At 54.1% G+C, this 23,977-nt stretch carries 23 protein-coding genes; all 23 read left to right on the top strand.

Translation table 11 applies throughout. The features are described from left to right. Positions 1-177: 177 nt before the first annotated feature. A complete protein-coding gene (locus LKE88_RS04760) occupies positions 178-1,680 on the top strand; it encodes a 4Fe-4S dicluster domain-containing protein (RefSeq protein ID WP_105327191.1) in 1,503 nt (500 codons plus the stop codon). Between the two features lie 54 nt (positions 1,681-1,734). Then, positions 1,735-2,463 (top strand): YebC/PmpR family DNA-binding transcriptional regulator, encoded by a 729-nt coding sequence (locus LKE88_RS04755; RefSeq protein ID WP_105327192.1) that lies wholly within the window; start codon positions 1,735-1,737, stop codon positions 2,461-2,463. 68 nt (positions 2,464-2,531) lie between these two features. Further along, positions 2,532-3,029, top strand: coding sequence for a crossover junction endodeoxyribonuclease RuvC (gene ruvC, locus LKE88_RS04750; RefSeq protein ID WP_105327193.1), 498 nt, complete (start codon positions 2,532-2,534; stop codon positions 3,027-3,029). After that, complete coding sequence (gene ruvA, locus LKE88_RS04745; RefSeq protein WP_105327194.1) at positions 3,026-3,637, top strand: Holliday junction branch migration protein RuvA; 612 nt, start codon at positions 3,026-3,028, stop codon at positions 3,635-3,637. The genes ruvC and ruvA overlap by 4 nt, the downstream gene beginning before the upstream one ends. Then, positions 3,637-4,653: a Holliday junction branch migration DNA helicase RuvB gene (gene ruvB / locus LKE88_RS04740; RefSeq protein ID WP_105327195.1), complete on the top strand. Its 1,017-nt coding sequence runs from the start codon at positions 3,637-3,639 to the stop codon at positions 4,651-4,653. The genes ruvA and ruvB overlap by 1 nt, the downstream gene beginning before the upstream one ends. After that, complete coding sequence (locus LKE88_RS04735; RefSeq protein WP_118286849.1) at positions 4,650-5,231, top strand: epoxyqueuosine reductase QueH; 582 nt, start codon at positions 4,650-4,652, stop codon at positions 5,229-5,231. Before ruvB ends, LKE88_RS04735 begins: the two co-directional genes overlap by 4 nt. Then, the gene (locus LKE88_RS04730) at positions 5,228-6,541 is read left to right on the top strand and encodes a SpoIID/LytB domain-containing protein (RefSeq protein WP_105327197.1); all 1,314 of its coding nucleotides are present in this window, start codon (positions 5,228-5,230) and stop codon (positions 6,539-6,541) included. Before LKE88_RS04735 ends, LKE88_RS04730 begins: the two co-directional genes overlap by 4 nt. Positions 6,542-6,549: 8 nt before the next feature. After that, positions 6,550-7,566 carry a tRNA preQ1(34) S-adenosylmethionine ribosyltransferase-isomerase QueA gene (queA, locus tag LKE88_RS04725; protein WP_105327198.1) on the top strand — a complete coding sequence of 339 codons (1,017 nt, stop codon included), beginning with the start codon at positions 6,550-6,552 and terminating at the stop codon, positions 7,564-7,566. Positions 7,567-7,576: 10 nt separating this feature from the next. Next, positions 7,577-8,698 (top strand): tRNA guanosine(34) transglycosylase Tgt, encoded by a 1,122-nt coding sequence (gene tgt / locus LKE88_RS04720; protein ID WP_105327199.1) that lies wholly within the window; start codon positions 7,577-7,579, stop codon positions 8,696-8,698. A gap of 4 nt (positions 8,699-8,702) precedes the next feature. Then, a complete protein-coding gene (gene yajC, locus LKE88_RS04715; RefSeq protein ID WP_276802873.1) occupies positions 8,703-9,122 on the top strand; it encodes a preprotein translocase subunit YajC in 420 nt (139 codons plus the stop codon). Beyond that, complete coding sequence (locus LKE88_RS04710; RefSeq protein ID WP_105327201.1) at positions 9,122-9,685, top strand: 5-formyltetrahydrofolate cyclo-ligase; 564 nt, start codon at positions 9,122-9,124, stop codon at positions 9,683-9,685. The genes yajC and LKE88_RS04710 overlap by 1 nt, the downstream gene beginning before the upstream one ends. A gap of 21 nt (positions 9,686-9,706) precedes the next feature. Beyond that, positions 9,707-10,945, top strand: coding sequence for a protein translocase subunit SecD (gene secD, locus LKE88_RS04705; protein WP_105327202.1), 1,239 nt, complete (start codon positions 9,707-9,709; stop codon positions 10,943-10,945). Beyond that, entirely contained in the window at positions 10,942-11,829 is an 888-nt protein-coding gene (gene secF / locus LKE88_RS04700; protein ID WP_105327203.1) for a protein translocase subunit SecF, read from the top strand. The genes secD and secF overlap by 4 nt, the downstream gene beginning before the upstream one ends. Before the next feature lie 157 nt (positions 11,830-11,986). Further along, positions 11,987-12,316, top strand: coding sequence for a hypothetical protein (locus LKE88_RS04695; RefSeq protein ID WP_105327204.1), 330 nt, complete (start codon positions 11,987-11,989; stop codon positions 12,314-12,316). Positions 12,317-12,584: 268 nt separating this feature from the next. Next, positions 12,585-13,526, top strand: a complete 942-nt coding sequence (locus LKE88_RS04690; protein WP_105327206.1) for a D-2-hydroxyacid dehydrogenase — start codon at positions 12,585-12,587, stop codon at positions 13,524-13,526. A 53-nt stretch (positions 13,527-13,579) separates the two neighbouring features. Further along, positions 13,580-13,954, top strand: a complete 375-nt coding sequence (locus LKE88_RS04685) for a LapA family protein (protein ID WP_105327207.1) — start codon at positions 13,580-13,582, stop codon at positions 13,952-13,954. Positions 13,955-13,962: 8 nt separating this feature from the next. Then, a complete protein-coding gene (gene recJ, locus LKE88_RS04680; RefSeq protein ID WP_105327208.1) occupies positions 13,963-16,308 on the top strand; it encodes a single-stranded-DNA-specific exonuclease RecJ in 2,346 nt (781 codons plus the stop codon). Positions 16,309-16,312: 4 nt separating this feature from the next. Then, the gene (locus LKE88_RS04675) at positions 16,313-18,535 is read left to right on the top strand and encodes a RelA/SpoT family protein (RefSeq protein ID WP_118286852.1); all 2,223 of its coding nucleotides are present in this window, start codon (positions 16,313-16,315) and stop codon (positions 18,533-18,535) included. Position 18,536: 1 nt separating this feature from the next. Then, entirely contained in the window at positions 18,537-18,986 is a 450-nt protein-coding gene (dtd, locus tag LKE88_RS04670) for a D-aminoacyl-tRNA deacylase (protein WP_105327210.1), read from the top strand. A gap of 9 nt (positions 18,987-18,995) precedes the next feature. Next, positions 18,996-19,619, top strand: coding sequence for an MBL fold metallo-hydrolase (locus LKE88_RS04665; RefSeq protein WP_105327211.1), 624 nt, complete (start codon positions 18,996-18,998; stop codon positions 19,617-19,619). A gap of 18 nt (positions 19,620-19,637) precedes the next feature. After that, complete coding sequence (locus LKE88_RS04660; protein ID WP_105327212.1) at positions 19,638-20,720, top strand: AI-2E family transporter; 1,083 nt, start codon at positions 19,638-19,640, stop codon at positions 20,718-20,720. A 91-nt stretch (positions 20,721-20,811) separates the two neighbouring features. After that, a complete protein-coding gene (gene hisS / locus LKE88_RS04655) occupies positions 20,812-22,062 on the top strand; it encodes a histidine--tRNA ligase (RefSeq protein WP_105327213.1) in 1,251 nt (416 codons plus the stop codon). Between the two features lie 17 nt (positions 22,063-22,079). Further along, positions 22,080-23,873: an aspartate--tRNA ligase gene (gene aspS / locus LKE88_RS04650; protein ID WP_105327214.1), complete on the top strand. Its 1,794-nt coding sequence runs from the start codon at positions 22,080-22,082 to the stop codon at positions 23,871-23,873. The last annotated feature ends 104 nt before the right edge of the window (positions 23,874-23,977 follow it).

Below are 23,977 nucleotides of genomic sequence, written 5' to 3'. Positions count from 1 at the left end.
AAAAAATGCGGCCACAAGTGGTGTCTAAGCTCCTGTAATAGGGGTCATAAGAAAAGTCGAATAAAGTGTTAAAAATGTTTCAGTTCAAACGTAAAATTTCGTGGGAACGCCTTATTTTTTTATAGGAAATATGGTATGATATCCAACGTAGATTACGCGATTCAGAGGGGAAAAAAAATGGAAGTAACAGAAATTACCAAGATCAGACGGAAAGTGCTGACCATGCTTGCCAAGATGACGTATGATGGGAATCTGCCGGACCACGTTTATGACGTGCTGCAGATCGTGAACGAAAACACGCCCAGACTGCGTTGCTGTGTGCACAAGGAAAGAGCCGTCCTGAAGGAACGGATCAACGTTGCCCTGGGTATGGATACGGATATGAACATTATCCAGGCATCCCAAAAAGCCTTGGAGGAACCGGTGGATCGGACCCAGCACGTGATTGCTGTATTGCCGGAAGCCTGCTCCGCCTGCCCTGTAAACAAATATATGATCACCGATATCTGCCGCCGTTGTCTGACCCACCGCTGCATGAACGGCTGCCCCAAAAAGGCCATTTCCGTTTACCAGGGCCGGGCCCACATCGACTATGATATGTGCGTGGAATGCGGTAACTGCAAACGGGCCTGCCCCTACGGCGCTGTAGCGGAAATTGCCCGTCCCTGCGAAAATGCCTGCAAGGTACACGCCCTGCATACCGGCAAGAACAAGAAAGCGGAAATTGACAAGAACATCTGCGTAGAATGCGGTGCCTGCCGGGCTGCCTGCCCCTTTGGCGCTATCGAAGAACGCAGCCATATTGTCCAATTGATCCAGGCCATCAAATCCGGCCAAAAAATCTATTGCCTGCTGGCACCTTCCTTCGTAGGCCAGTTCGGCCTGAAGGTACAGCCGGGCCAGATTGTGGCTGCCTGCAAGAAGCTGGGCTTCAAGGAAGTCCGGGAAGTGGCGGTAGGCGCCGATATGACCACTATTTCCGAAGCGGAAGAATATGTGGAAAAGGTGGAACACGGCACCCAGAAGCTGATGACCAGTTCCTGCTGCCCGGCCTTTGTGGCTACGGTAAAACGCCATGCACCGGCTTTGGCGGACTGCATTTCCGATACCGTATCTCCCATGGTGGCCCGCAGCAAGGCTGTAAAACATGACGATCCCGGTGCGCTGACGGTTTTTGTAGGTCCCTGCATTGCCAAAAAGGTAGAAGCCCGGGAACACCCCGAAGACATCGATTTTGTGCTGACCTTTGAAGAACTGAAATGCATGATGGACAGCATGGGCATCAACCCGGCGGACTGCGAAGCCGCTCCGTTCCACGCTGCTTCCTCTGCTGACGGCTGCAGCTTCCCGCAGGCAGCTGGGGTAAGCACCGCCGTCAATGACTACACCAAGGAAAAATACAACCTGGAAGTAAGCGGTCAGTACTGCAACGGTTTGGACCAGTGCTTGCAGGCCCTGAAGGATTATCAAGACGGTAAGCTGGATGTGAAATATATTGAAGGCATGGCCTGTGAAAAGGGCTGCCTGAACGGACCGGGAGCCATGACAGAACCGGGCATTACCCGGGTGCTGCTCAAGCGCTTTGCCGCCACTACCGCCATGACCTGCGCCGGGGACAACGAATTGGCCCAGCAGGGCGTGAAAAACGTGGATATGGAACGGGTATATTTGCGCAAATAAGCGTAGTGTGATAAAATAGCCGAGTAGCTATATCAAGGTAGGAGGAGAATTTGTATGTCGGGACACTCTAAGTGGGCAAATATTAAATTCAAAAAAGGGAAAACAGATGCACTGCGTGGGAAGATTACCACGAAAATTGGCAGAGAAATTACTATTGCTGTCCGCATGGGAGGTTCTGATCCTACTGGCAACATGAAGCTGAAGTTGGCTCTGTCCAAGGCTAAAGCCAACAATATCCCTAAAGATAATATCAAAAGAGCCATTGCCAAGGGCGAAGGCACCACGGAAGGCTCTGATTACGAACAAATTACCTACGAAGGGTACGGCCCTGCAGGGGTGGCCATTATGGTCAGCGCCCTGACGGATAACCGGAACCGTACGGCTGCCGATGTGCGCCACGTCTTTTCCAAAGGCGGCAACATGGGTGAATCCGGCTGCGTAGGCTGGATGTTCAAAAACAAAGGTGTATTCACCGTGGAAAAAGAAGGCGCTCCCTCTGAAGACGAATTGATGGAAATCGCTTTGGATGCAGGCGCTGAAGACATGGAAACCACAGATGACAGCTATGTGATTACCACCGCTCCGGAAGACTACGATGCCGTGGAAAAAGCCCTGGCTGATCATAATATTGAGGTTGCCATGAGTGAGTTGTCCCTGATTCCTGACAACACCATCACCGTTACGGGTGAAGATGCAGTAAAGGTACAGAAGATGCTCGATAACTTCGAGGACCTGGACGACGTGCAGGACGTTTATACAAACGCTGACCTGCCTGAAGAATAACAAGAAGTATGGCCGGCCAGCTGGGGGTTTCCCCGCTTGGCCGGTTTTTCACTATCAGGAGGAATTTTATGCTGGTATTGGGCATCGACCCGGGAACGGCGATTTGCGGCTACGGGCTGGTTCGTCTGGAAAAAAGCCGGCTGATTCCTGTGCATTACGGAGCCGTTTTTACGGATAAGGATATGCTGCCGGAATTGCGGCTGAAGAAGATTTTTGAAGAATTGAATGGATTGATTGCGGATTACAAGCCGGATTTCATGTCGGTAGAAAAGCTGTACTTCAACCGGAACGTGAATACGGCTATTCCTGTGGGACAGGCCCGGGGCGTTATTGTGCTGACAGCAGCCCTGGCTGGGATTCCGGTGTTTGAATACACCCCCATCCAGGTAAAGCAGGCCATTACCGGTACCGGCCGGGCGGACAAGAATCAGGTGACCTATATGGTCCAGAAGCTGCTGCACATCCAGGAGAAACCCAAACCGGATGATGTGGCGGACGCCCTGGCCATTGGCATCTGCGGCCTGAATTCCATTCGGGAAAAAGATTTGCTGGAGAGGTTATCATGATCGGATTTATTAACGGCAGAGTGGACCATATTGGGGTGAATTTTTGCCTTTTGGAAACCAGCAGTGGGGTAGGGTACCGGATTTTCATGAATACCGGGGACCTGGGCCGGCTGACGGTGGATCAGCGGACAAAGGTGTACACCTATCTGGCGGTCCGGGAGGACGCCCTCCAGCTGTATGGCTTTTTGACCTATGATGCCTACAATCTGTTTACCCAGTTGATTACCGTCAGCGGGATTGGCCCCAAGGTGGCACTGGGTATTTTGTCGGCCTCCAAGGTAGATGCCTTCTACCTAGCCCTAAAGAACCGGGACCTGAAGTATTTGACCAAGCTTCCCGGCATTGGGAAGAAAACGGCAGAACGGATGCTCCTGGAGCTGAAGGATATCCTGGGACCGGAAGGCACGGAAGAAGCTGGGGGCGGCGAAAATCTGGGAAGCCTGGAAGAAGGCACCGGCGTGCTGGGGGCGGTCTCTGACGGCCTGACCTATCTGGGCTATACCCAAGCAGAAATTGCGGAGGTGCTGAAAAAGCTCCCCGTAACACCTGACAGTACGGCGGAAGAACTGCTGAAGGCAGCGCTGCGGCTTATGGCCAGGAGGAGCTAATGGAAGAAACCAATCGCGTGATTGCAGGACAGGAGCAGGAGCAGGACGGCTGGCAGTACAGCCTCCGGCCCCGGCGCCTGGCGGAATATATCGGACAAACCAAGGTGAAGAAGAACCTGGAGATTTTTATCCAGGCGGCGTTGAAACGGAAGGAAGCCCTGGACCATGTGCTGCTCTACGGGCCTCCGGGACTGGGGAAGACCACCCTGGCCAATATCATTGCCAACGAGCTGAATGTAAACATCCGCATTACCAGCGGCCCGGCCTTGGAACGGCAGGGGGATCTGGCGGCCATTCTTACCAATCTGAACGAAAGTGATGTGCTGTTTATTGATGAAATCCACCGGCTGCCCAAGACCGTAGAGGAAATCCTTTATTCGGCCATGGAAGACTACGCCCTGGACATTATCATCGGCAAGGGGCCGGCAGCCCGGAGCGTACGGCTGGATTTGCCCCGGTTTACCCTGATTGGGGCAACCACCCGGATGGGCTCCGTGGCGGCTCCCCTGCGGGACCGTTTTGGGGTCATCTGCCATTTGGAATTCTACACTCCGGAAGAATTGCAGATTATTGTGGAACGGGCTGCGGAAATTTTGCAGGTGAAGATAGACCCGGAAGGGGCCTACGAAATCGGCCGGCGGAGCCGGGGTACCCCCCGGGTAGCCAACCGGCTGCTCAAGCGGGTGCGGGACTTTGCCCAGGTGGCGGATCTGGACCATATTTCCACGGAAGTTTGCCGGGAAGCCATGCAGCGGCTGGAAATCGACGATTTGGGTCTGGACCGGAACGACCGCCGGCTGCTGCACAAGCTGGTGGTGGACTTTGGGGGACGGCCCGTGGGGGTGGATACCCTGGCGGCGTCCCTTAACGAAGAAACGGAAACCCTGGAAGATGTGTATGAACCCTACCTGATGCAGCTGGGAATGCTGCATCGGACGCCCAAGGGACGGCAGGCTACGGCTGTGGCGTACCAGTATTTGGGCGTACCCTATCCAGAAGAGAGGAATGTACCGTGAACCTATTGCTTCATGCCTGCTGCGGCCCCTGTTCCACCTATCCTGTAAAAACCTTGACGGAGCAGGGAAAGAGCTTTACAATTTATTACTTTAACCCCAACATCCATCCTTATAAAGAATTCAAGCGGCGGCTGAATACCCTGCGGGAATTCTGCGAAAAACGAAAATACAAACTGGTGGTGGACAAAAGCTATCCCCTGGAGCAGACCCTCCGGGGTATGTTGGACGAACCCACCGTGCGCTGTGCCTACTGCTACCGGGTGCGCCTGGAGGCGGCAGCCCGCTACGCCAAGGAAAACGGCTTTGATGCCTTTTCCACCACGCTGCTGGTGAGTCCCTACCAAAAGCATGAATTGATTAAGGAAATTGCCGAAGAAATCGCAGAGCGGGAGGGGATTCCCTTCTACTATGAAGATTTCCGGGTTGGCTACCAGGAAGGAGTGGACATCAGCCTGGAGCTGGAAATGTACCGGCAGCCCTACTGCGGCTGCATCTTCAGCGAGCGGGATCGGTATGAACGGGTGAAAAAGAAGAAGCACCCGGCGGCCCAGCCCCAGCAGGAAGGCAGCAGCCTATGAAGAAAAAGCTGACGATCATCGGAGTTGTATGTCTGGTTCTTCTGTTCCAGGGTCTTGCCCTGGCAGCAGGAGGCGGCCCGAAAATTCGGGTGGGCCTGGCAGTGGAGCAGTTTTCCGCCCAGGTGCAGTCCAAGGGCAAAATCAAGGTCATTGACGGAAGCGGGAAAACTACCGTGCTTTCGCCGGGCCAGCATTTTGTCAGTGTAAAAAACGGCAGCCTATATGCAGATGATAAGAAGCTTTCCGGGGGTCAGCTTTCTCTGGTAGCTGACAACGCCAAGAACCCCATCTATATCAACCAGAAAAACTACCGGGGTGCCCTGACCGTGCTTTTAAACAGCGGCCGGAAAAACCTGACGGTGGTAAATACCCTGCCGGTGGAGCAGTATCTGTACGGGGTGGTTTCCAAGGAAGTGATTCCCCTGTGGCCCGACGAAGCCATCAAGGCCCAGGCTGTAGCTGCCCGCTCCTTTGCCCTGTACCACCTGGACAAGGACCAGTACCCCAACTTTGACATCAAAGCTACGGATATGGGACAGGTCTACGGCGGGGCGGCGGCAGAACACGCCAACACCAACAAACTGGTGGACGCAACGGAAGGAATGGCGGCTACCTACAAGGGAGACCTGATTCAGGCCTTCTTTCACAGCAGCAGCGGCGGGTATACGGAATCCGCCTACAATGTTTGGGGAAAGGATATTCCCTATCTTCAGGCAGTGCCCGATGAGGACAAGGATTCCCCCCAGTACACCTGGACCAAAAGCTTTACCAAGGTCCAGCTGAACCGGCTGCTGAGCCAGAACGGCTACAATGTGGGGGACCTGGAGGGCATCCGGCTGTCCGCCCGGGCAGCGGCGCCCATGAAATGGACCCCGGACCGGGGAACCTCCGGCCGGGTGAAGCGCATGACCTTTATTGGCAAGCGGGGCTCTGTGACCATCCCCGGCAATAAGGTCCGCTCCATGCTGGGCCTTAGCAGCACCCTGTTTGAAATCCAGATTGGACCGGAACGGCCGGACAAGTTAGAAGTACCCATTACCAACCGGTATGGGTATCAGATTGGGGAAAAAACCATACCCATCCGGGAAAAGGACCAGGGCGGCACGGCCGTAGGGGATCTGCGGCTGTTTAGTGACGTACCCGGGGAAAAGGTGACCTTTACCGGAGGCGGCTGGGGCCACGGCGTTGGCCTTAGCCAGTGGGGCGCCCGGGGCATGGCCCTGTCCAGGGAAGCCCGGGGTAAGAAAGATTATTATAAAACCATCCTGGCCCATTATTATCCGGGCATTCGGGTGGAAAAAGAATATTAGGAGAAAAAATGGACGTTACAGATTTTGATTATGAGCTGCCTCAGGAATTGATTGCCCAGCATCCGGTGGAACCCCGTGATTCTTCCCGGCTGTTGGTGATGGATAAAAAAACGGGTGAACTGGAACACCGGCATTTCTACAACCTGCCGGAATACCTGAAACCCGGTGATGTACTGGTTTTTAACGATACCCGGGTAATCCCGGCCCGGCTCCACGGGGTGAAAACCACCGGAGCCCATGTGGAAGTTTTTCTGCTGACCCGGAAAAATGCCACGGACTGGGAAGTGCTGGTACGGCCCGGCAAGAAGCTGCAAAAGGGAGCCCAGATTAATTTCAGCGAGGAGCTGAGCTGTGAAATTCTGGAAACCACCGATTTTGGCGGCCGGATTGCCCGCTTCCACTATGACGGCGTCTTTGAGGAAATCCTGGACCGGCTGGGAGAAACGCCCCTGCCGCCCTACATCCACGAACCCCTGGCCGACAAGGAACGGTACCAGACCGTGTACAGCCGGGAACGGGGCAGCGCTGCGGCACCTACTGCCGGCCTGCACTTTACCAAAGAACTGCTGAAAAAAATCAAGGATATGGGCGTGGAAGAAGTTTTTGTAACCCTCCATGTGGGTCTTGGCACCTTCCGGCCGGTCAGCGAAAGCCGAATTGAAGACCACAAGATGCACAGCGAGTTCTACTCGGTGACCCCGGAGGCGGCGGAAGCCATCAACCGGGCCAAGCGGGAAGGCAGACGGGTCATTGCCGTAGGCACCACTTCCGTCCGGACCCTGGAATCTGCTGGGGCAGACGGGATTGTAAAGCCCGGCGGCAGCTGGACAAGCATCTTTATCTACCCGGGCTACCAATACAAGATTGTGGACGCCCTGGTCACCAATTTCCACCTGCCCCAAAGCACGCTGATTATGCTGGTGGCTGCCCTGACCAGTCGGGAAATGATCCTGAACGCCTATAAGGTGGCCGTTCAGGAAAAGTATCGTTTCTTCAGCTTTGGCGATGCCATGTTCATTCGGTAAAGGAGATTCCATGCGCCAAGTCTATTTCGAACTGATTAAAGAAGACCCCCGCAGCGGGGCCCGGCTGGGCAAGCTGCACACTCCCCACGGCACCTTTGACACCCCCATGTTCATGCCCGTAGGTACCCAGGCCACGGTAAAGACCTTGACCCCGGAAGAACTCTACGCCATGAACTCCCAGGTGATTCTGTCCAATACCTACCACCTGTTCCTCCGTCCTGGCACGGAGTTGGTGAAGAAGGCCGGGGGCCTGCACAAATTTATGAACTACAACCGGGGGATGCTTACGGACTCCGGCGGCTTCCAGGTCTTCAGCCTGGGAGAAATGCGGAAAATTACGGAAGAAGGGGTCATGTTCCGGTCCCATTTGGACGGCTCCAAGCAGTTCCTGAATCCGGAAGTGGCTACCAAAGCCCAGGAAGACCTGGGGGCCGACGTTATTATGGCCTTTGACGAATGCATTCCCTATCCTGCGGACCACGCCTACGCCAAGCAGTCCACCGAGCGGACCACCCGCTGGGCCAAGCGCTGCCTGGACGCCAAAACCCGGGATGACCAGGGCCTGTTCGGCATTATTCAGGGGGGCATGTATCCGGACCTGCGGGAATACAGTGCCAAAGCCATTACGTCCATGGATTTTGACGGCTTTGCCATCGGCGGCCTCAGCGTAGGGGAACCCCATCCTCTCATGTACGATATCCTGGGAAAAACCACCCAGTGGATGCCCAAGGACAAAGCCCGGTATCTGATGGGCGTTGGCACGCCGGACTGCCTGGTGGAAGGGGTCAACCTGGGGGTGGATATGTTTGACTGTGTGTATCCCACCCGGGTAGCCAGAAACGGTACGGCCATGCTGCCTACCGGCCGGCTGGTAGTGCGGAACGCTGCCTATATGGAGGACTTCCGCCCCATTGACGAAAACTGCGATTGTTATACCTGCCGCCACTTTAGCCGGGCCTATATCCGCCACCTGTTTAAGGCAGAAGAAATCCTGGCATTGCGGCTGCTGTCTATACATAATCTCCATTTTCTGTTAAAATTTGCAGAGAATATGCGCAAGGCAATTGCTAATGACACGTTCCCGGAATTTCGGGCAGCGTTCTTAGAGAATTACAACACTACAGGGAGGTAATCGAATGGAAAGTATGATTCAAATGGCCTGGCCTTTCATTCTGATGGCGGCGATCTTCTACATGATGATCTACCGTCCCCAGAAGAGAGATCAGAAAAAGAGAGCAGACATGCTCAACGCGCTGAAGGTCGGTACCCGGATTGTGACCATCGGGGGCATTTTCGGCGTTATCACCAAGGTGCAGGAAGACAAACTGCGTATTAAAGTGGCAGAAAACGTGGAATTCCATATCCGCCGTTCTGCTGTGGGCACTGTGCTGACCTCTGCTTTTGACAAGGACAACAGCCCCAAAGAAGAAACCCAGGAAGAAGTGAAGGAAGAAGCCAAGGCTCCGGAAGCTGCCAAGGCTGAAGCTCCTGCAGAAAACGCTGCCGATGCTGCCAAAGCTGAACCGGCTGCAGAAACCAGTGAGGAGTCTAAATAATGGAAAAAAAGACAGTTCGCCTGGAAATCAAAGAGAAACTCAAAAAATTGAATCAGCGGGAACTGCACAAATTCCATAAAGAAATCAACAGCCATATTTCCAACAGCCGTTTGTTCCTGGAAGGCAAAGTCATTATGGCCTACCTGGCAGTGCCAGGGGAAGCCAGCGTGGACGCCTCCATTTCTACGGCGCTCAGTATGGGCAAAACAGTCTGCGTCCCCTTCATCCTGGAGGAAGAAGGGCAGATGCAGGCTGTTCGGCTGGTTTCTTTAAAAAAATTGGGCACGGACCGCTTCGGCATCCGTACGCCCCAGGAACCGGTGGAAGTCATCGCTCCTGAAGATATTGACCTGGTGCTGGTTCCCGGTCTGGGCTTTACGGCCCAGGGCGACCGGCTGGGCAAGGGCAAGGGCTACTATGACCGCTTCCTGCCCAGATGCACCAAAGCAGTTACCATGGCTATAGGCTATGAAGCACAGGTATTGAAAGAACTGCCTGTGAATGCGCACGACGCAAAAATTCGTTACCTGTGTACAGAAAAGGGCCTGCGGGTCTGCCGGTAACGATGTCAAGGAGGAATCATCTTGAAGGGTAAAAATCGGGCCAAGCTGCTGATTTCGGTGCTGGCCATTTTGATTTCTTTTGCCGTATTCATCAAGCCGCTGGCTAGTACGGTAAAACAGGGCCTGGATTTGCAGGGCGGCACCCACGTGGTTTTGCAGGCCCAGGATACACCGGAGTCCAAGGTGGACGATGATGCCATCAACCGTTCCATCAAAATCATTGAACGCCGGGTCAATGAACTGGGTCTTACCGAACCGGTAATCCAGCGTCAGGGCCGGGACCGGATTATTGTGGAACTCCCCGGGGTCAAGGATCCTGAAAAAGCCATTGCCATGCTGGGCCGTACGGCCATGCTGGAATTTAAGGACATGAATGGCAACACGGTGCTTACCGGTAAGGATCTGAAGGATTCCAAAGCCAGCGTAGACCAAAGCGGTCAGCCTGTGGTTACCCTTCAGTTCAATGACGAGGGCGCCAAAAAGTTCGGTGAACTGACGGCGGCCAATGTAGGCAAACAGATTGCCATTTTGTTAGACGGGGAAGTGCTGACGGCTCCCCGGGTCAATGAACCCATTACCGGCGGCAACGCCCAGATTACCGGCTCCAAGGATGCCCAGGAAGCAGAACATCTGGCCATCTTGCTGCGCAGCGGCTCCCTGCCGGTGAAACTGGAAATCGTGGAAAACCGGACCGTAGGACCTACCCTGGGCCAGGATTCCAAGGATGCCAGCGTCAAGGCCTTTGCCATTGGCCTGGCCGGCGTATTCTTGTTCATGTTGCTGTACTATCGGCTGTCCGGACTGGTAGCCGACATTGTGCTGCTGCTCTATACCCTGCTGCTGCTGGCCGTGATGAAGGGGCTTAATGCAACCCTGACCCTGCCGGGCATTGCCGGTATCATCCTGTCCATTGGTATGGCCGTAGATGCCAACGTGCTGATCTTTGAAAGGTTTAAGGAAGAAATCGCGTCGGGCAAGACCCTCCGGGCTGCGCTCAATGCCGGTTTCTCCCGGGCCTTTGTGACCATCTTCGACTCCAACGTGACCACCCTGATGGCAGCTGCTGTGCTGTTCTATTTGGGTACCGGTCCTGTAAGAGGCTTTGCCGTTACCCTGGCACTAGGTACCTTGATCAGTATGTTTACGGCCATTACCGTAACCAAATTTATCCTGAAGGCACTGGTGGGCAGTGAATTCACCAAGAATCCTGCCGTATTTGGTGCCAAGGCACCGAAGAAAAAAGAGGAGGCGGCACAATGAAAAAGTTTTCCATTGTAAAACATGCCAAAATCTTCTTCTCTCTGACGGCCATTGTGTTGATTGTTGGTATTGTTTCCATGTTTACCCGGGGTTTTAACCTGGGCATCGACTTTACCGGCGGCAGCATCATTGATTTGAAGTTTGCCCAGCCGGTTTCCACTTCCCAGGTCCGGACGGTGTTGGATGACCATGATTTGGGCAGCAGCATTATCCAGCTGGGAACCAACGGCCAGAATACGGAAACCAGTGAATCCGTGCTGATCCGCACCGGCCTTATCAGCGACAGCCAGCGTAAGGCCGTTATGGACGACCTGACCGCCAAGCTGGGAGAAAACCAAGTGCTGAAGGTGGAGAACGTAGGCGCTACGGTGGGCAACGACCTGGTCAAACAGGCCATTGGCGCGGTGGTACTCAGCTGGGTGCTGATGATTGCCTATATTACCTTCCGTTTTGAACTGCGCTTTGCCCTGGCAGCCATCATCGCCCTGATTATCGACGTTATGGTGACCTTGAGCTACTTCTCCCTGCTGCATCTGGAAATCGATTCTTCCTTTGTAGCAGCCCTGCTGACGGTAGTAGGCTATTCCGTTAACGGTACCATCGTTATTTTCGACCGTATCCGGGAAAACCTGCATACCCACAGACGGAATGAAAGTATGGAAGATATGGTGGATAACAGTATTTGGCAGACCATGACCCGGTCCATCTACACCACCCTGACCACCCTGTTTGCTGTAGTAGCCATCTTCCTGTTTGGCGGGGAAACCATCCACAATTTCTCCTTCGCCATGCTGGTGGGCTTCTCCAGCGGTTTCTATACCTCTACTTTCCTGTCCGGGACCATGTGGCTGTTCCTGCGGAAAAAATTGAAAAAAGCGGCCTGAGTTTCAGGCTCCCTAAGCGGATGTGCCTTCGGGTGCATCCGTTTTGTTTTCCCTGGGGCAGGAGAGTTTTCTCAGAAAAGACTATTTTTCATCGGCCGCTTCTATGGTATTATATAAAGAGAACTTTGTTGCCAAGTACTAGGAGGTCGGAGCAAAAATGGGATATTTGGGAATTGAACTTGATGAACTCATCTGTTTATTATCTAGAGGACATGAAGCAGTATTTTCCCTGAACGGCAACCAATATATTATCCAGCCGGTACAGAGCGACTCTTTATACGGGGACCTGGTGATGTACCAGTTCAAGCCCCATTTGGTTTGGCTGTGCAGAATCCCCATCAGTCCGGACCATTCCATCGATAAGGCGCCATTTATCCGGTGGCCGGTGGGGGTTTCCATGGTGGAACAGCTGCTAAATGAACGCTGCCTGAACGGCAAGTCCTTTATGGACAGACTGCTGGAGATTCACGTGGACGAAGTGTTTTAGCGGTGAAACAAACCTGGCAGCAGCAGAAAATTAAGCCGGTGTGGTTTTCCCTGGAGGGACAGCCGGCTCCGAAAGATGGGTATATGCATTGTCATATATCCATTTTTTGTTACACTTTTATCAGTATTTGTATAAATACAAGAAATTTGGCGAACAAAGGAACAAGTATTTGAGTCATGGGCCGGAATCTTGTAAAATAAAATAGATAAAATGCAAAATAAATTCAATTGATAATCGTTTTCTTTTATTAGGAGAAAGGGTGAAGCATATGAAGATTGCAGTAACTATGCCGGTTTTGGCTTACCATAAAACAGAATTGGAAAAGGCGGCTCCTGAAGCAGCGTTTTATTATGGCAAGGACCTGGAAAAATTAAAGGAAGCGGAAGTGATTTTGGGCAATATTCGTCCGGAATGGGTGAACCAGCTGCCCAAGCTGCGCTGGCTGCAGCTGAATTCCGCTGGCGCAGATGCCTACTGCAAGCCCGGGGTGACGCCGGAAGACGTACAGCTCACCAATGCCACCGGTGCCTACGGTCAGGCCCTTTCTGAGCATATGCTGGCACTTACCTTGGCCATGCTGAAAAAACTCTACCGTTACTACGATAACCAAAAGCAAGGGCTGTGGCACGATGAAGGCACCGTTACCTCCCTAAAGAATGCCGTGGTGCTGGTGATTGGCTTTGGGGATATTGGCAAAGCCTACGCCAGATTGGTGAAGGCCATGGGCGCCTACGTAATCGGTGTGCGCCGCCGTCACGGGGAAAAACCGGCGGAAGCCGACGAAATGGGTCTGATGGAACATTTGCCGGAGCTGCTTGCCCGGGCCGATATTGTGGTTTCCGTTTTGCCGGGAACCCCTGCCACCACCCACCTGTATGACGCCAAGCTTTTTGGCGCCATGAAGCAGGGTGCCTATTTCATCAACGTAGGCCGGGGCAGTGCCGTGGTCCAAAAGGACCTTAGGGCCGCCCTAGAAAGCGGTCATTTGGCCGGCGCAGCGGTGGACGTAACGGAAGTGGAACCGCTGCCCCAGGACGACCCCCTGTGGCATACGCCCAATATGTACATTACGCCCCATATTGCCGGAGATTTCCATCTCCAGGCCACCCAGGACAACATTGTGCACATTGAAGCAGCAAATCTGCGGCGCTACGTGGCTGGCGAGCCTCTCCAGAACATCGTGGACCGGAAAACCGGCTACAAGAAGTAAGCAATGGAAAGTGCGGTGGGGACTTGCCTGAGGGCGGAAAGGAAGGGATGTAAATGCTGTATATTATTCTCATGGGAATCATTTCCCTGGCTGTAGCGATTTTTGCCATTCAAAATGCCGTATCGGTGGAAATCAGCTTTTTGTTCTGGCACTTTACCATGAGCTTGGCCCTGATTATCCTGGGGTGTTTGATTTTGGGCTTTATCATCGCCAGCCTGTGGACTTTAAAGGCCAAAACCAGTCATTTTATGAAAGAAAGAAAATATAAGGAGCAAATCCGCCAGCTGGAAGAAGAACTGGATGAAATGCAGGCTGCCGCACCACGGTTTACCGAAACCAAGGTGCCCCGGTCCGATTTCGCCGGAAAGGGCTATGACCCCAAAAAGGATCAGAATCCCATTATCAGACCCTTCCGGCCGGAGGACTAGAACGCTGTATGCTATATAGAAAAATCGAAGCCATACCGGAACAGGAACAGGACCAGGCCCGGCAGCTCAGCCGGGACACAGGAATTTCGCCGCTTTTGGCGGAAATCCTGGTACGCCGGAAAATTACGGAGCCCAATCAAATCAAGGAATTTCTGGAAGGAGTGGAGCAGCCCTACCTGGACCCCTTCCTGCTGCTCAATATGGACAAGGCTGTGGACCGGATTCTTAGGGCCCTGGAACAAAAGGAAACCATTACGGTCTACGGGGATTACGATGTGGACGGGACCACGGCCAGTTCCCTGCTATATCGCTATCTCACCGGGGAAGGGGCTAAAATCAAGGTGTATATTCCCCGGCGGGATACAGAAGGCTACGGCCTTAACAGCACCGCCCTGGAAACTCTTGCGGCAGGGGGCACTACCTTGCTGGTTACGGTGGATACGGGCATCAGCGGGTACCAGGAAGTAGCTGGGGCGCCCAGTTCCATGGACATTATTGTTACGGACCACCATCTGCCGCCGGCCCAATTGCCCCCGGCCTATGCAGTGGTAAATCCCAACCAGCCCGGAGACCAATATCCCAATAAGGGAATCTGCGGGGTAGGGGTGGCCCTAAAGCTTTGCCAGGCCCTGTACCAGCGGCTTCACCACACCCAGGAATACTGGGACGAACTGATAGAACTGGTGAGCCTGGGTACCGTGGCGGACATGGTTCCCCTCTTGGGAGAGAACCGGGAAATTGTCCGCCGGGGGCTTGCCAAAATGCGCAAGACGTCCCTGCCGGGACTAAAGGCGCTGTTAGACGTTTCCATCAGCCCGGACGCAGCTGTCAACGCGGGCACCATTGGCTTTGGCCTGGGCCCCAGAATCAACGCTGCTGGCCGGCTAGATGACGCCATGGCAGCGGTGCAGCTGCTCACCACCGATGACCCTAAGAAAGCCCAAAGCCTGGCCCAGAAGCTGAATACGGCCAACCAGGAACGGCAGGCCATCAGCCAGGAGATTTTCCAGGCAGCAGAAGAACAGCTGTCCCAGCTGGGCAGTCCGGAATGGGGCATTGTGCTGGGAGCCGAAGGGTGGCACCCAGGGGTTATCGGCATTGTGGCCTCCCGGATAACGGAAAAGTACCATTTGCCTTCGGTGCTGCTGTCCATCCAGGGGGAAACGGCCAAAGGCTCCTGCCGAGGCATACCGCCTCTGCAGCTGTACAATGCACTGCAAAGCTGCAAGGAATACCTGCTCCAGTTTGGCGGCCACGCCCAGGCGGCGGGACTGACTTTGGAAACCCGGCAATTGCCGGCCTTTCGGCAGGCTTTCCAGGCTGCCGTCAAGGAGCAGCTTCAGGGCATTCCCTACCAGCCCTCCCTCCAGCCCGATTATTTTGTGCCGGAAGGAATGCCGGTGGACGAACACCTGGTAGAAGAATTGGATCAGCTGGCACCGTTTGGCATGGGGAATCCTTCTCCTGTGCTGGGCTTTGCCAAGGCAAAAATTACGGAGGTTGCGCTGCTGGGCCGGGATAAAACCCATTTGAAACTCACGGTGGCCCACGGCAAAAGCAATTATAAGGGTCTTCTGTGGAAGGCAGGGGACCAGTACCATACGTTTTACGGCGGGGAACAGGCGGTGGTTGCCTTTTCACCCCGTCTCAATGTTTTTCGGGGCAAAACGTCGGTGGACCTAGAAGTATGCGGGGTTATGTCCCCCTATACCATCTTGGACTGGCGGCAGGACAATACGGACCGAAAAACACTTTTGCAGGGGATTTTACAAGAACACAAAAAAACGGTAGTATATGTCCAGGATATGGAGACCCAGGCTGCCCTCAGCGGCAAGGCCCAGGTCCTGATTTACGGGGAGCCCCTTCCCAAGGAAGCGGAGGCAGTGGTGTTTTACGACAGCGGGGCCCGGCGGGTGATGAACCCCAAGGACTTTCCCCTGGGCCCAGACCAGCCTGCCCTGCTGTACCTGCTCTACGACCGGGATGAACTGGTGGCAGAGGTGGAACAGCTGCGCCGGCAGTATCCGGATTTGAACGGTATGCGCCGCTGCTATGCAGCCCTTAGGGAAATGCTGCGGGAAAAGCCGGCGCTGCCGGTGGAGCAGGTGCTGGGGCAGACCACCCGGGAGGGGTACCTTCTGGGCTCCCAGGTCCTTGCCGTTTTTTGTGAACTCAATTTGCTGCACCAGGAAAAGGGGCTTCTTTCCATGGGGGAGACAACCCGGAAAAATATGCAGGATTCCGTGCGGTTCCAGGAAATGCGGGAACTGTACCGGGAAAAATTTGAGGAACTGAACCGTTTATGGAAGCTCCCCGCCGGGGAAATTGCGGAATTCTGGTCTCAAGGAAGGTGACATTGTGGAACAATTAGATGATAAGCCGGTCAGTGCGGAAGAATTTTATGCTATGATCGGAAAATATTTGACTCCCAGACAGGTGGAATTTGTCCGGGAAGCCTATAACTTTGCAGCAGAAGCCCACGCCAAGCAAAAAAGAGCCTCCGGAGAACCGTACATTATCCATCCCCTGGGAGTGGCCACCATTCTGGCCCAGCTCCAGATGGACGATGTTACCCTGGCAGCCGCTTTTCTCCATGATGTGGTGGAAGATACGGATGTGACCATGGAACAGCTTCAGGACATTTTTGGCCTGGAAGTGGCCATGCTGGTGGACGGCGTAACCAAATTGGGCCGGATTGAGTATATCTCCCGGGAAGAACAGCAGGTGGAGAACTACCGGAAAATGTTTTTGGCCATGGCCAAGGATATCCGGGTAGTGCTCATCAAACTGGCAGACCGGCTGCACAATATGCGGACCATGAAGTATATGCCGCCCAATAAACAAAAACGGATTTCCAGTGAAACCCTGGAAATCTACGCTCCTTTGGCCCACCGGCTGGGCATTTATGCCATCAAGTGGGAACTGGAGGATTTGGCCTTCCGCTACATGGAACCCCAGCATTACTACGAGCTGGTGGAACAGGTAAAGGTAAAGCGCCATGAGCGGGAAGCCATGGTCCAGGAGGCCATGGACGAGTTAAAGAAGCTGTGCGGCGAAGCCGGCATCAACTGCGAAATCCAGGGCCGTCCTAAGAGCTTCTACAGCATCTACAAAAAGATGCAGCGGGACAACAAGACCATCAACGAAATCTACGACCTTTTGGCCGTCCGGGTGCTGGTGGATACGGTAAAGGACTGCTACGGGGTTCTGGGGATTGTCCATGGCAAATGGAAACCCATTCCCGGCCGGTTCAAGGACTACATCGCCGTGCCCAAATCCAACGGCTACCAGTCCCTGCACACCACGGTGGTGGCCACCAGCGGCCAGCCCCTGGAAATCCAGATCCGCACCTTTGAGATGCACAAGATTTCCGAATACGGCGTGGCAGCCCACTGGCGCTACAAGGAATCCGGGGGCTCCAAAATGCCCAGCTCTTCCGACAAGAGTACCGATGCCAAAATGGCCTGGCTGCGCCAGCTGCTGGATTGGCATAAGGATATGCGGGATCCCCATGAATTTGTGAACACGGTAAAAATGGACGTGTTCTCCGATGAGGTGTTTGTGTTTACGCCCCAGGGGGACGTGCTGGACCTGCCGGAAGGCTCCGTGCCCATCGACTTTGCCTACCGGGTGCATACCGGGGTGGGCAACAGCTGCGTAGGGGCCAAGGTCAACGGAAAAATCGTGCCCCTGGACTACAAGCTGAAAAACGGGGATATTGTGGAGATTATCACCTCCAAGCAGTCTCCGGGACCCAGCCGGGACTGGCTGAACTTTGTAGGTTCCAGCCAGACCAAGAACAAGATCAAACAGTTCTTCAAAAAGGAAAGACGGGAAGAAAACATCGCTACTGGCCGGGAAATGCTGGAACGGGAATGCCGGCGCCTGGGCTACGACGTGAATACCATGCTGACTTCCGAAAATCTCAAGGAAGTAGCGGCCCGGAGCCATATGGACGGCAGTGAGGAAAACCTGCTGGCAGCCCTGGGCTACGGCGGCCTTACGGTAAACAACGTCATGGTCAAGCTGGTGGAAATCTACAAGAAGGCCCAGCGCCAGAACACCACCAAGAACCTGTCCCAGCTGCTGAACGAATTGAAGCCCCGGACCATCAAGGCCCATAAGGGCAGCCACGGCATCCTGGTCAAAGGGGAAGACGACATTATGGTCAAGCTGGCCAAGTGCTGCAACCCCATTCCTGGGGACGCCATTGTGGGCTACATTACCCGGGGCCACGGGGTTTCCGTCCATCGGGCCGACTGCCCCAACGTGCTGGCCAATAAGGAAGACGCGGACCGGATGATTGAAGTGTCCTGGAACGTGGCTACCGATGTGACCTACAAGGTGGTGCTGCGGCTGACCTGCATGGACCAGACCGGGGTGATGGCCAATATTATGACGGTCACCAGCGAAACCAAGGTGAACATCAACTCCCTGAATGCCCATACGGACGCCAACCGTACGGCCTATGTGGATATGGGCCTGGACATTACCAGTCTGGAACAGCTCAACTACGTGATTGGCCGGCTGCGTCGGATTAAAGGCGTTATTCGGGTAGAGCGGAAAATTTCGGGGGTGTAGGATGAGAGCCGTAGTACAGCGGGTGACAAGAGCGTCCGTTACCGTGGAAGGCCGGGAAATCAGCGCCATTGGACCGGGCCTGATGGTACTTTTGGGTGTGGAAAAGGAAGACACCGAAAAAGATGCCGCCTATTTGGCAGAAAAAATCACCGGACTAAGGATTTTTGAAGACGAAAATGATAAAATGAATCTATCCCTGCTGCAATCGGGAGGAAGCCTCCTGTTGGTGAGCCAATTCACCCTTTTGGGAGATGTGCGCCACGGAAGACGCCCTTCCTTTACCCAGGCAGCGCTTCCGGACGCAGCCAGGGAATTATACGAAAAGACAGCGGAGCTGATCCGCAGCCAGGGAGTAACGGTGGCTACCGGCCAGTTCCAAGCCCATATGCAGGTGGAGCTGGTAAATGACGGCCCGGTTACCCTGCTGCTGGACAGCCGTAAAACGTTTTAGGAGGAACCGATGAAGATTTATCGCGTAGTGGTGGGCCCCATCCAGGAAAACTGCTATATTATCAAAAACGACGAAAACAACGAAGGCATTATTGTGGATCCCGGTGATGAAGGCGACCGGATTATGGAAGCGGTGAAAAAGGCGGAAATCACCAAGATTGCAGCCATTTTCATTACCCATGGTCACGGCGACCACGTATCGGCCCTGGATGAAGTGAAAAAAGCCACGGGCGCTCCGGTGTACATGAGCGAGGCCGATGCGCCCATGCTCAGGGTCTGGAACAGCAGCCTGTCCTATTCCACGGACCGGAACAAAAGCTTTGATCCCCCGGATTATTATTTTAAGGACGAGGAAAAACTCACTGTGGCCGGGCTGGATTTCCGGATTGTGGCCACGCCGGGCCATACCCGGGGCGGTGTCTGCATCATTACGGACGGGGTGGCCTTTGTAGGGGACACCATCTTCCTGGAATCCATCGGCCGGACGGACCTGCCCGGGGGTTCCTACGATGCCCTGCTGAATTCCATCCATACCAAGCTGCTGACCCTGCCCGATGACACCAAGCTGCTGCCGGGTCACGGACCTGGCACGACGGTGGGCTGGGAAAGACGCAGAAATCCGTTCCTCCAATAAAAAAGGAGCATGAATTCCATGATGAGTTCTGGAAGAAAACCCCGGGGACTGATCAGCAAGCTGCTGATTGCGGTCCTGGCCTTTTTGGCCTTTTATCTGGCGGCCAGTATCTTTCTTCCGGTATTTCTAGCCATCGCCTTGAGCTTTCTTTTGTATCCCATTGTGAACCGACTGGAAAACACGGAAATCCTGGGCAGGCACCTGCCCAACACCCTTTCGGTGCTGATTGCCTTTCTGGTGTTTGGGCTGTTTCTGTACCTGGCCTCCCTGGTGCTGATTGTGCCCCTGGTCAATCAGGTGAACACCCTGATTAAGGCCATGCCTTTTCTGGCCTCCCGGGCCAACGAAAGCATTACCCTGTTTCTGGGGTCCGGAGCCCAGCAGCTGCCGCCCAATGTGCGGGACATGCTGCAGCAGGCTACCAGCACCTTGAGCACCAACCTGATGGCCGTGCTGCGGGATATGCTCAATTCCACCTTCAAGATGGCCAAAAGCCTGGTCAGCCTGGTACTGGTGCCGTTCCTGTCCTTCTATTTCCTGAAGGACTGGCGGACCTTAAAGGGCATGGTGGTACGGATTTTCTCCTACGACCAGCAGGCACTGGCGGACCAGGTATTCTCGGACATTGGCAAAATGCTCTGCGCCTACGTGGACAATATGTTCAAGCTGTGCTTTGTGGCAGCAGGCTGCCTGACCGTGGGCAACTATATCCTGGGTGTCCAGTACACCCTGGTATTGGGCTTTCTGGCCATGATTACAGAAATGATTCCCTTGGTAGGGTCCGTGGTGGGAACAGTTTCGGCGGTGTTTATCGCCCTGCTGCAGAATCCCCAGCTGGCCCTTAAAGTATTGATCTTATATTTGGTTTATTATCAGGTAGATGCCCAGATTATCATGCCCAACATGATGGGGCACAGTATTACCCTGCACCCTGTACTGATTATCCTGGCTGTCATGGTAGGCGGCCAGCTGGGCGGCGTGGCCGGCTTGATTTTTGCCGTGCCGGTGCTGACCATCATCAAGGTACTGTACCAGTATTTCTGGCATGCAGGGGAAAAAAAGGCCGGGACAGCACTTCCCTCAGAAACAAAACAGGGATAAAAGTACAGAATTAGCCCCATGCCGTTGAAAAATTGGTCGAAATTGTGTTACACTTATAAAGTTCAAACAATGTGTGGACGGAGGGATTTTTATGTTAACAGGTGCACCGCGTGGTACCAAGGATATTTTGCCAGGCACAATCAATGGCTGGCGGTATGCAGAACAGATTATCCGGGAAGTTTGCCGGGAATTCAACTACCAAGAAATCAGAACCCCGATTTTTGAACATACGGAACTCTTCCAAAGAGGCATTGGCGACGGCACGGACGTAGTGGATAAGGAAATGTACACGTTCAGCGACCGGAGCGGCCGCAGCCTGACGCTGCGCCCGGAAAACACGGCCTCCGTGGTCCGTTCTTTTGTAGAAAACAAATTGTATGCGGAACCCATGCCGTTAAAGGTCTATTACATTGGACCCATGTTCCGGTATGACCGTCCTCAGGCTGGCCGGATGAGACAATTCCACCAGTTTGGGGTAGAAGCCCTGGGCTCCCAGTCCCCGGTGGTGGACGCAGAAGTGATTCTGCTGGCCCTGACCGTGCTGCAGCGCTTCGGCCTGAAGGATCTGAAACTGAAAATCAACTCCGTGGGCTGCCCCAAGTGCCGCCCTCAGCACAGACAATTGCTGCAGGACTACTTCCGTCCGCATCTGGACGAATTGTGCGAGGACTGCCAGCACCGCTTTGACAGAAGCCCCCTGCGGATTTTGGACTGCAAGGAAGATGCAGCCAAACCGTTTATGGCAGGCGCTCCCAAAATTACCGACCACCTGTGCGACGAATGCAAAGAGCATTTCGAAATGGTCAAGAAGCTCCTGACCGAAGCCGGTGTGGACTACGAAGTGGACAGCAACCTGGTGCGCGGCCTGGACTACTACACCAAGACTGCTTTCGAAATCCAATATTCCCCGCTGGGTGCCCAAAGTGCTGTGGGCGGCGGCGGCCGGTATGACGGCCTGGTAGAAGAACTGGGCGGTCCGTCCACTCCGGGCGTAGGCTTTGCCATGGGTCTGGAGAGAATCCTCCTGGCCCTGGAAAAACAGAACCTGCTGCCGGTGGGCAAAGAATCCATCGACGTATTTGCCGTTATTCCTGATGAAGGCGGCGTAGCCGATGCCTTCCGGGTAATGCAACAGCTGCGGGCTCAAGGCCTGTCCTGTGACATGAACCTGGTAGAACGCAGCCTGAAAGCCCAGATGAAGCAGGCCAACCGGGATCAGGCCAAATTTGCCCTGATCTTTGGGGAAGACGAACGGAGCCGGGGTGCTGTGACTGTCCGCAACATGGCAGACAGCAGCCAGACCGAAGTCAAAATGTCTGAGCTTGAAACATTTTTTAAATAAACCAGAGGTGTAAACGAATGAGTACAAAACGCAGCCATCATTGTGGTGACTTGAGAAAAACAGATGCCGGCAAACAGGTAACGTTGTGCGGCTGGGTAAGCAAACGCCGTGACCACGGCGGCATTATCTTCATTGATTTGCGGGATCGGTACGGTCTGGTCCAGGTCATCATTGACCCGGCCCATGACGAAAAGGACTTCCATGCTGCTGAAGCCGTCCGCAGCGAATACGTGCTGCAGGTTACCGGCGTAGTACGGGAACGTTCCGCCGAAACCGTCAATGCCAACCTGCCCACCGGCGAAGTAGAAGTAGTGGTCAAAGATCTGGAAGTATTGAACCCTTCCAAGACTCCTCCTTTCTACATCCAGGATGGGGTGGACGTGGACGAAAACGTACGGCTGCGCTACCGCTATCTGGACCTGCGCAGACCGGAAATGCAGAAGAACCTGATCCTGCGCCACAAAGTGACCAAGGCTGTCCGGGATTTCCTGGATAACCGTGATTTCCTGGAAATCGAAACTCCTATGCTGACCAAGAGCACGCCGGAAGGCGCCCGGGATTACCTGGTGCCCAGCCGTGTTAACCCTGGCAAATTCTACGCTCTGCCCCAGTCCCCTCAGCTGTTCAAACAGATTCTGATGATTGCCGGCATGGAACGGTATTTCCAGATTGCCCGCTGCTTCCGGGATGAAGACCTGCGTGCTGACCGCCAGCCGGAATTTACCCAGCTGGATATGGAAATGTCCTTCATTGATGAAGACGACATTATGACCCTGACGGAAAACCTGATTGCCTATGTCTTCAAGGAAACCCTGAACGTAGACCTGAAGGTTCCCTTTGGCCGGATGACCTGGGACGATGCCATGGACAAGTACGGCAGCGATAAGCCGGACCTGCGTTTTGATATGCCTCTGGTAAACATGAACCCTGCCCTGGAAGGCACCAGCTTTAAGGTCTTCAAGGATATCCTGGAAAAGGGCGGCCTGGTAAAAGCCATCAACGTCAAAGGCTACAGCGCCATTCCCAGACGTGAACTGGATGGTCTGGTAGACTTCGTAGGCATTTACGGTGCCAAGGGCCTGGCTTGGATTATCGTCAACGAAGATGGTTCCATCAAGTCTCCTATTGCCAAATTCTTCTCCGACGAAGAAATGAAGAAAATCCTGGAAGCCGGCAAAGCAGAAAACGGCGACGTGCTGCTGTTTGTGGCTGACCGGAAACCGCTGGTGGTTGCTGCTGCCCTGGGTGCCCTGCGTATCGAAATGGCCAAGAGACGCGGCCTGATTGATCCCAACAAGCTGGCCTTTACCTGGGTTGTGAAGTTCCCCATGTTCGAATACAGCGAAGAAGAACATCGCTATGTGGCTATGCACCATCCGTTCACCGCTCCCTGCGATGAAGACCTGGATAAGTTGCTTACCGATCCTGCCCACGTGTATGCCAAGGCCTACGATATGGTCCTGAACGGCGTGGAAATCGGCGGCGGTTCCATCCGTATCCACAGAGAAGATGTACAGAAGAAGGTCTTTGAAGCCATCGGCCTGACGGACGAACAAGCCCGTGAAAAATTTGGCTTCCTGATGACGGCCTTTGAATATGGTGCACCTCCCCATGGTGGTCTGGCCTTCGGTCTGGACCGGCTGGTGATGCTGATGGCCAAACGCCCGTCCATTCGTGACGTTATCGCCTTCCCCAAGACCCAGAGCGCTATGGACCTGATGTGTCAGGCACCTAACGTAGTTGAAGATAAGCAGATGCGTGAACTGCATATCCGCAGCACTGTGGTGAAAAAAGAAGAAGACAAGAAATAAAATTTTGAGACTGTGTACGCTTGTGTACAGTCTCATTTTGCATTCTCTGGGAAATCACAGCCCTTATAAAATTGGCTCTTCACGTTTTATTGTGGGATGGCAGA

The sequence above is a fragment of the Acidaminococcus hominis genome, from assembly GCF_022484025.1.
Classification (GTDB): Bacteria; Bacillota; Negativicutes; order Acidaminococcales; family Acidaminococcaceae; genus Acidaminococcus; species Acidaminococcus hominis.
Note: the sequence above shows the minus strand (reverse complement) of the source record. Positions and strands in the feature narration are given on the sequence as shown.

Coding starts and splice junctions, on each gene's coding strand:
- LKE88_RS04760 (WP_105327191.1), top strand. CDS start 178: ATGGAAGTAACAGAAATTACCAAGATCAGACGGAAAGTGCTGACCATG.
- LKE88_RS04755 (WP_105327192.1), top strand. CDS start 1,735: ATGTCGGGACACTCTAAGTGGGCAAATATTAAATTCAAAAAAGGGAAA.
- ruvC (WP_105327193.1), top strand. CDS start 2,532: ATGCTGGTATTGGGCATCGACCCGGGAACGGCGATTTGCGGCTACGGG.
- ruvA (WP_105327194.1), top strand. CDS start 3,026: ATGATCGGATTTATTAACGGCAGAGTGGACCATATTGGGGTGAATTTT.
- ruvB (WP_105327195.1), top strand. CDS start 3,637: ATGGAAGAAACCAATCGCGTGATTGCAGGACAGGAGCAGGAGCAGGAC.
- LKE88_RS04730 (WP_105327197.1), top strand. CDS start 5,228: ATGAAGAAAAAGCTGACGATCATCGGAGTTGTATGTCTGGTTCTTCTG.
- queA (WP_105327198.1), top strand. CDS start 6,550: ATGGACGTTACAGATTTTGATTATGAGCTGCCTCAGGAATTGATTGCC.
- tgt (WP_105327199.1), top strand. CDS start 7,577: ATGCGCCAAGTCTATTTCGAACTGATTAAAGAAGACCCCCGCAGCGGG.
- yajC (WP_276802873.1), top strand. CDS start 8,703: ATGGAAAGTATGATTCAAATGGCCTGGCCTTTCATTCTGATGGCGGCG.
- LKE88_RS04710 (WP_105327201.1), top strand. CDS start 9,122: ATGGAAAAAAAGACAGTTCGCCTGGAAATCAAAGAGAAACTCAAAAAA.
- secF (WP_105327203.1), top strand. CDS start 10,942: ATGAAAAAGTTTTCCATTGTAAAACATGCCAAAATCTTCTTCTCTCTG.
- LKE88_RS04695 (WP_105327204.1), top strand. CDS start 11,987: ATGGGATATTTGGGAATTGAACTTGATGAACTCATCTGTTTATTATCT.
- LKE88_RS04690 (WP_105327206.1), top strand. CDS start 12,585: ATGAAGATTGCAGTAACTATGCCGGTTTTGGCTTACCATAAAACAGAA.
- LKE88_RS04685 (WP_105327207.1), top strand. CDS start 13,580: ATGCTGTATATTATTCTCATGGGAATCATTTCCCTGGCTGTAGCGATT.
- recJ (WP_105327208.1), top strand. CDS start 13,963: ATGCTATATAGAAAAATCGAAGCCATACCGGAACAGGAACAGGACCAG.
- dtd (WP_105327210.1), top strand. CDS start 18,537: ATGAGAGCCGTAGTACAGCGGGTGACAAGAGCGTCCGTTACCGTGGAA.
- LKE88_RS04665 (WP_105327211.1), top strand. CDS start 18,996: ATGAAGATTTATCGCGTAGTGGTGGGCCCCATCCAGGAAAACTGCTAT.
- LKE88_RS04660 (WP_105327212.1), top strand. CDS start 19,638: ATGATGAGTTCTGGAAGAAAACCCCGGGGACTGATCAGCAAGCTGCTG.
- hisS (WP_105327213.1), top strand. CDS start 20,812: ATGTTAACAGGTGCACCGCGTGGTACCAAGGATATTTTGCCAGGCACA.
- aspS (WP_105327214.1), top strand. CDS start 22,080: ATGAGTACAAAACGCAGCCATCATTGTGGTGACTTGAGAAAAACAGAT.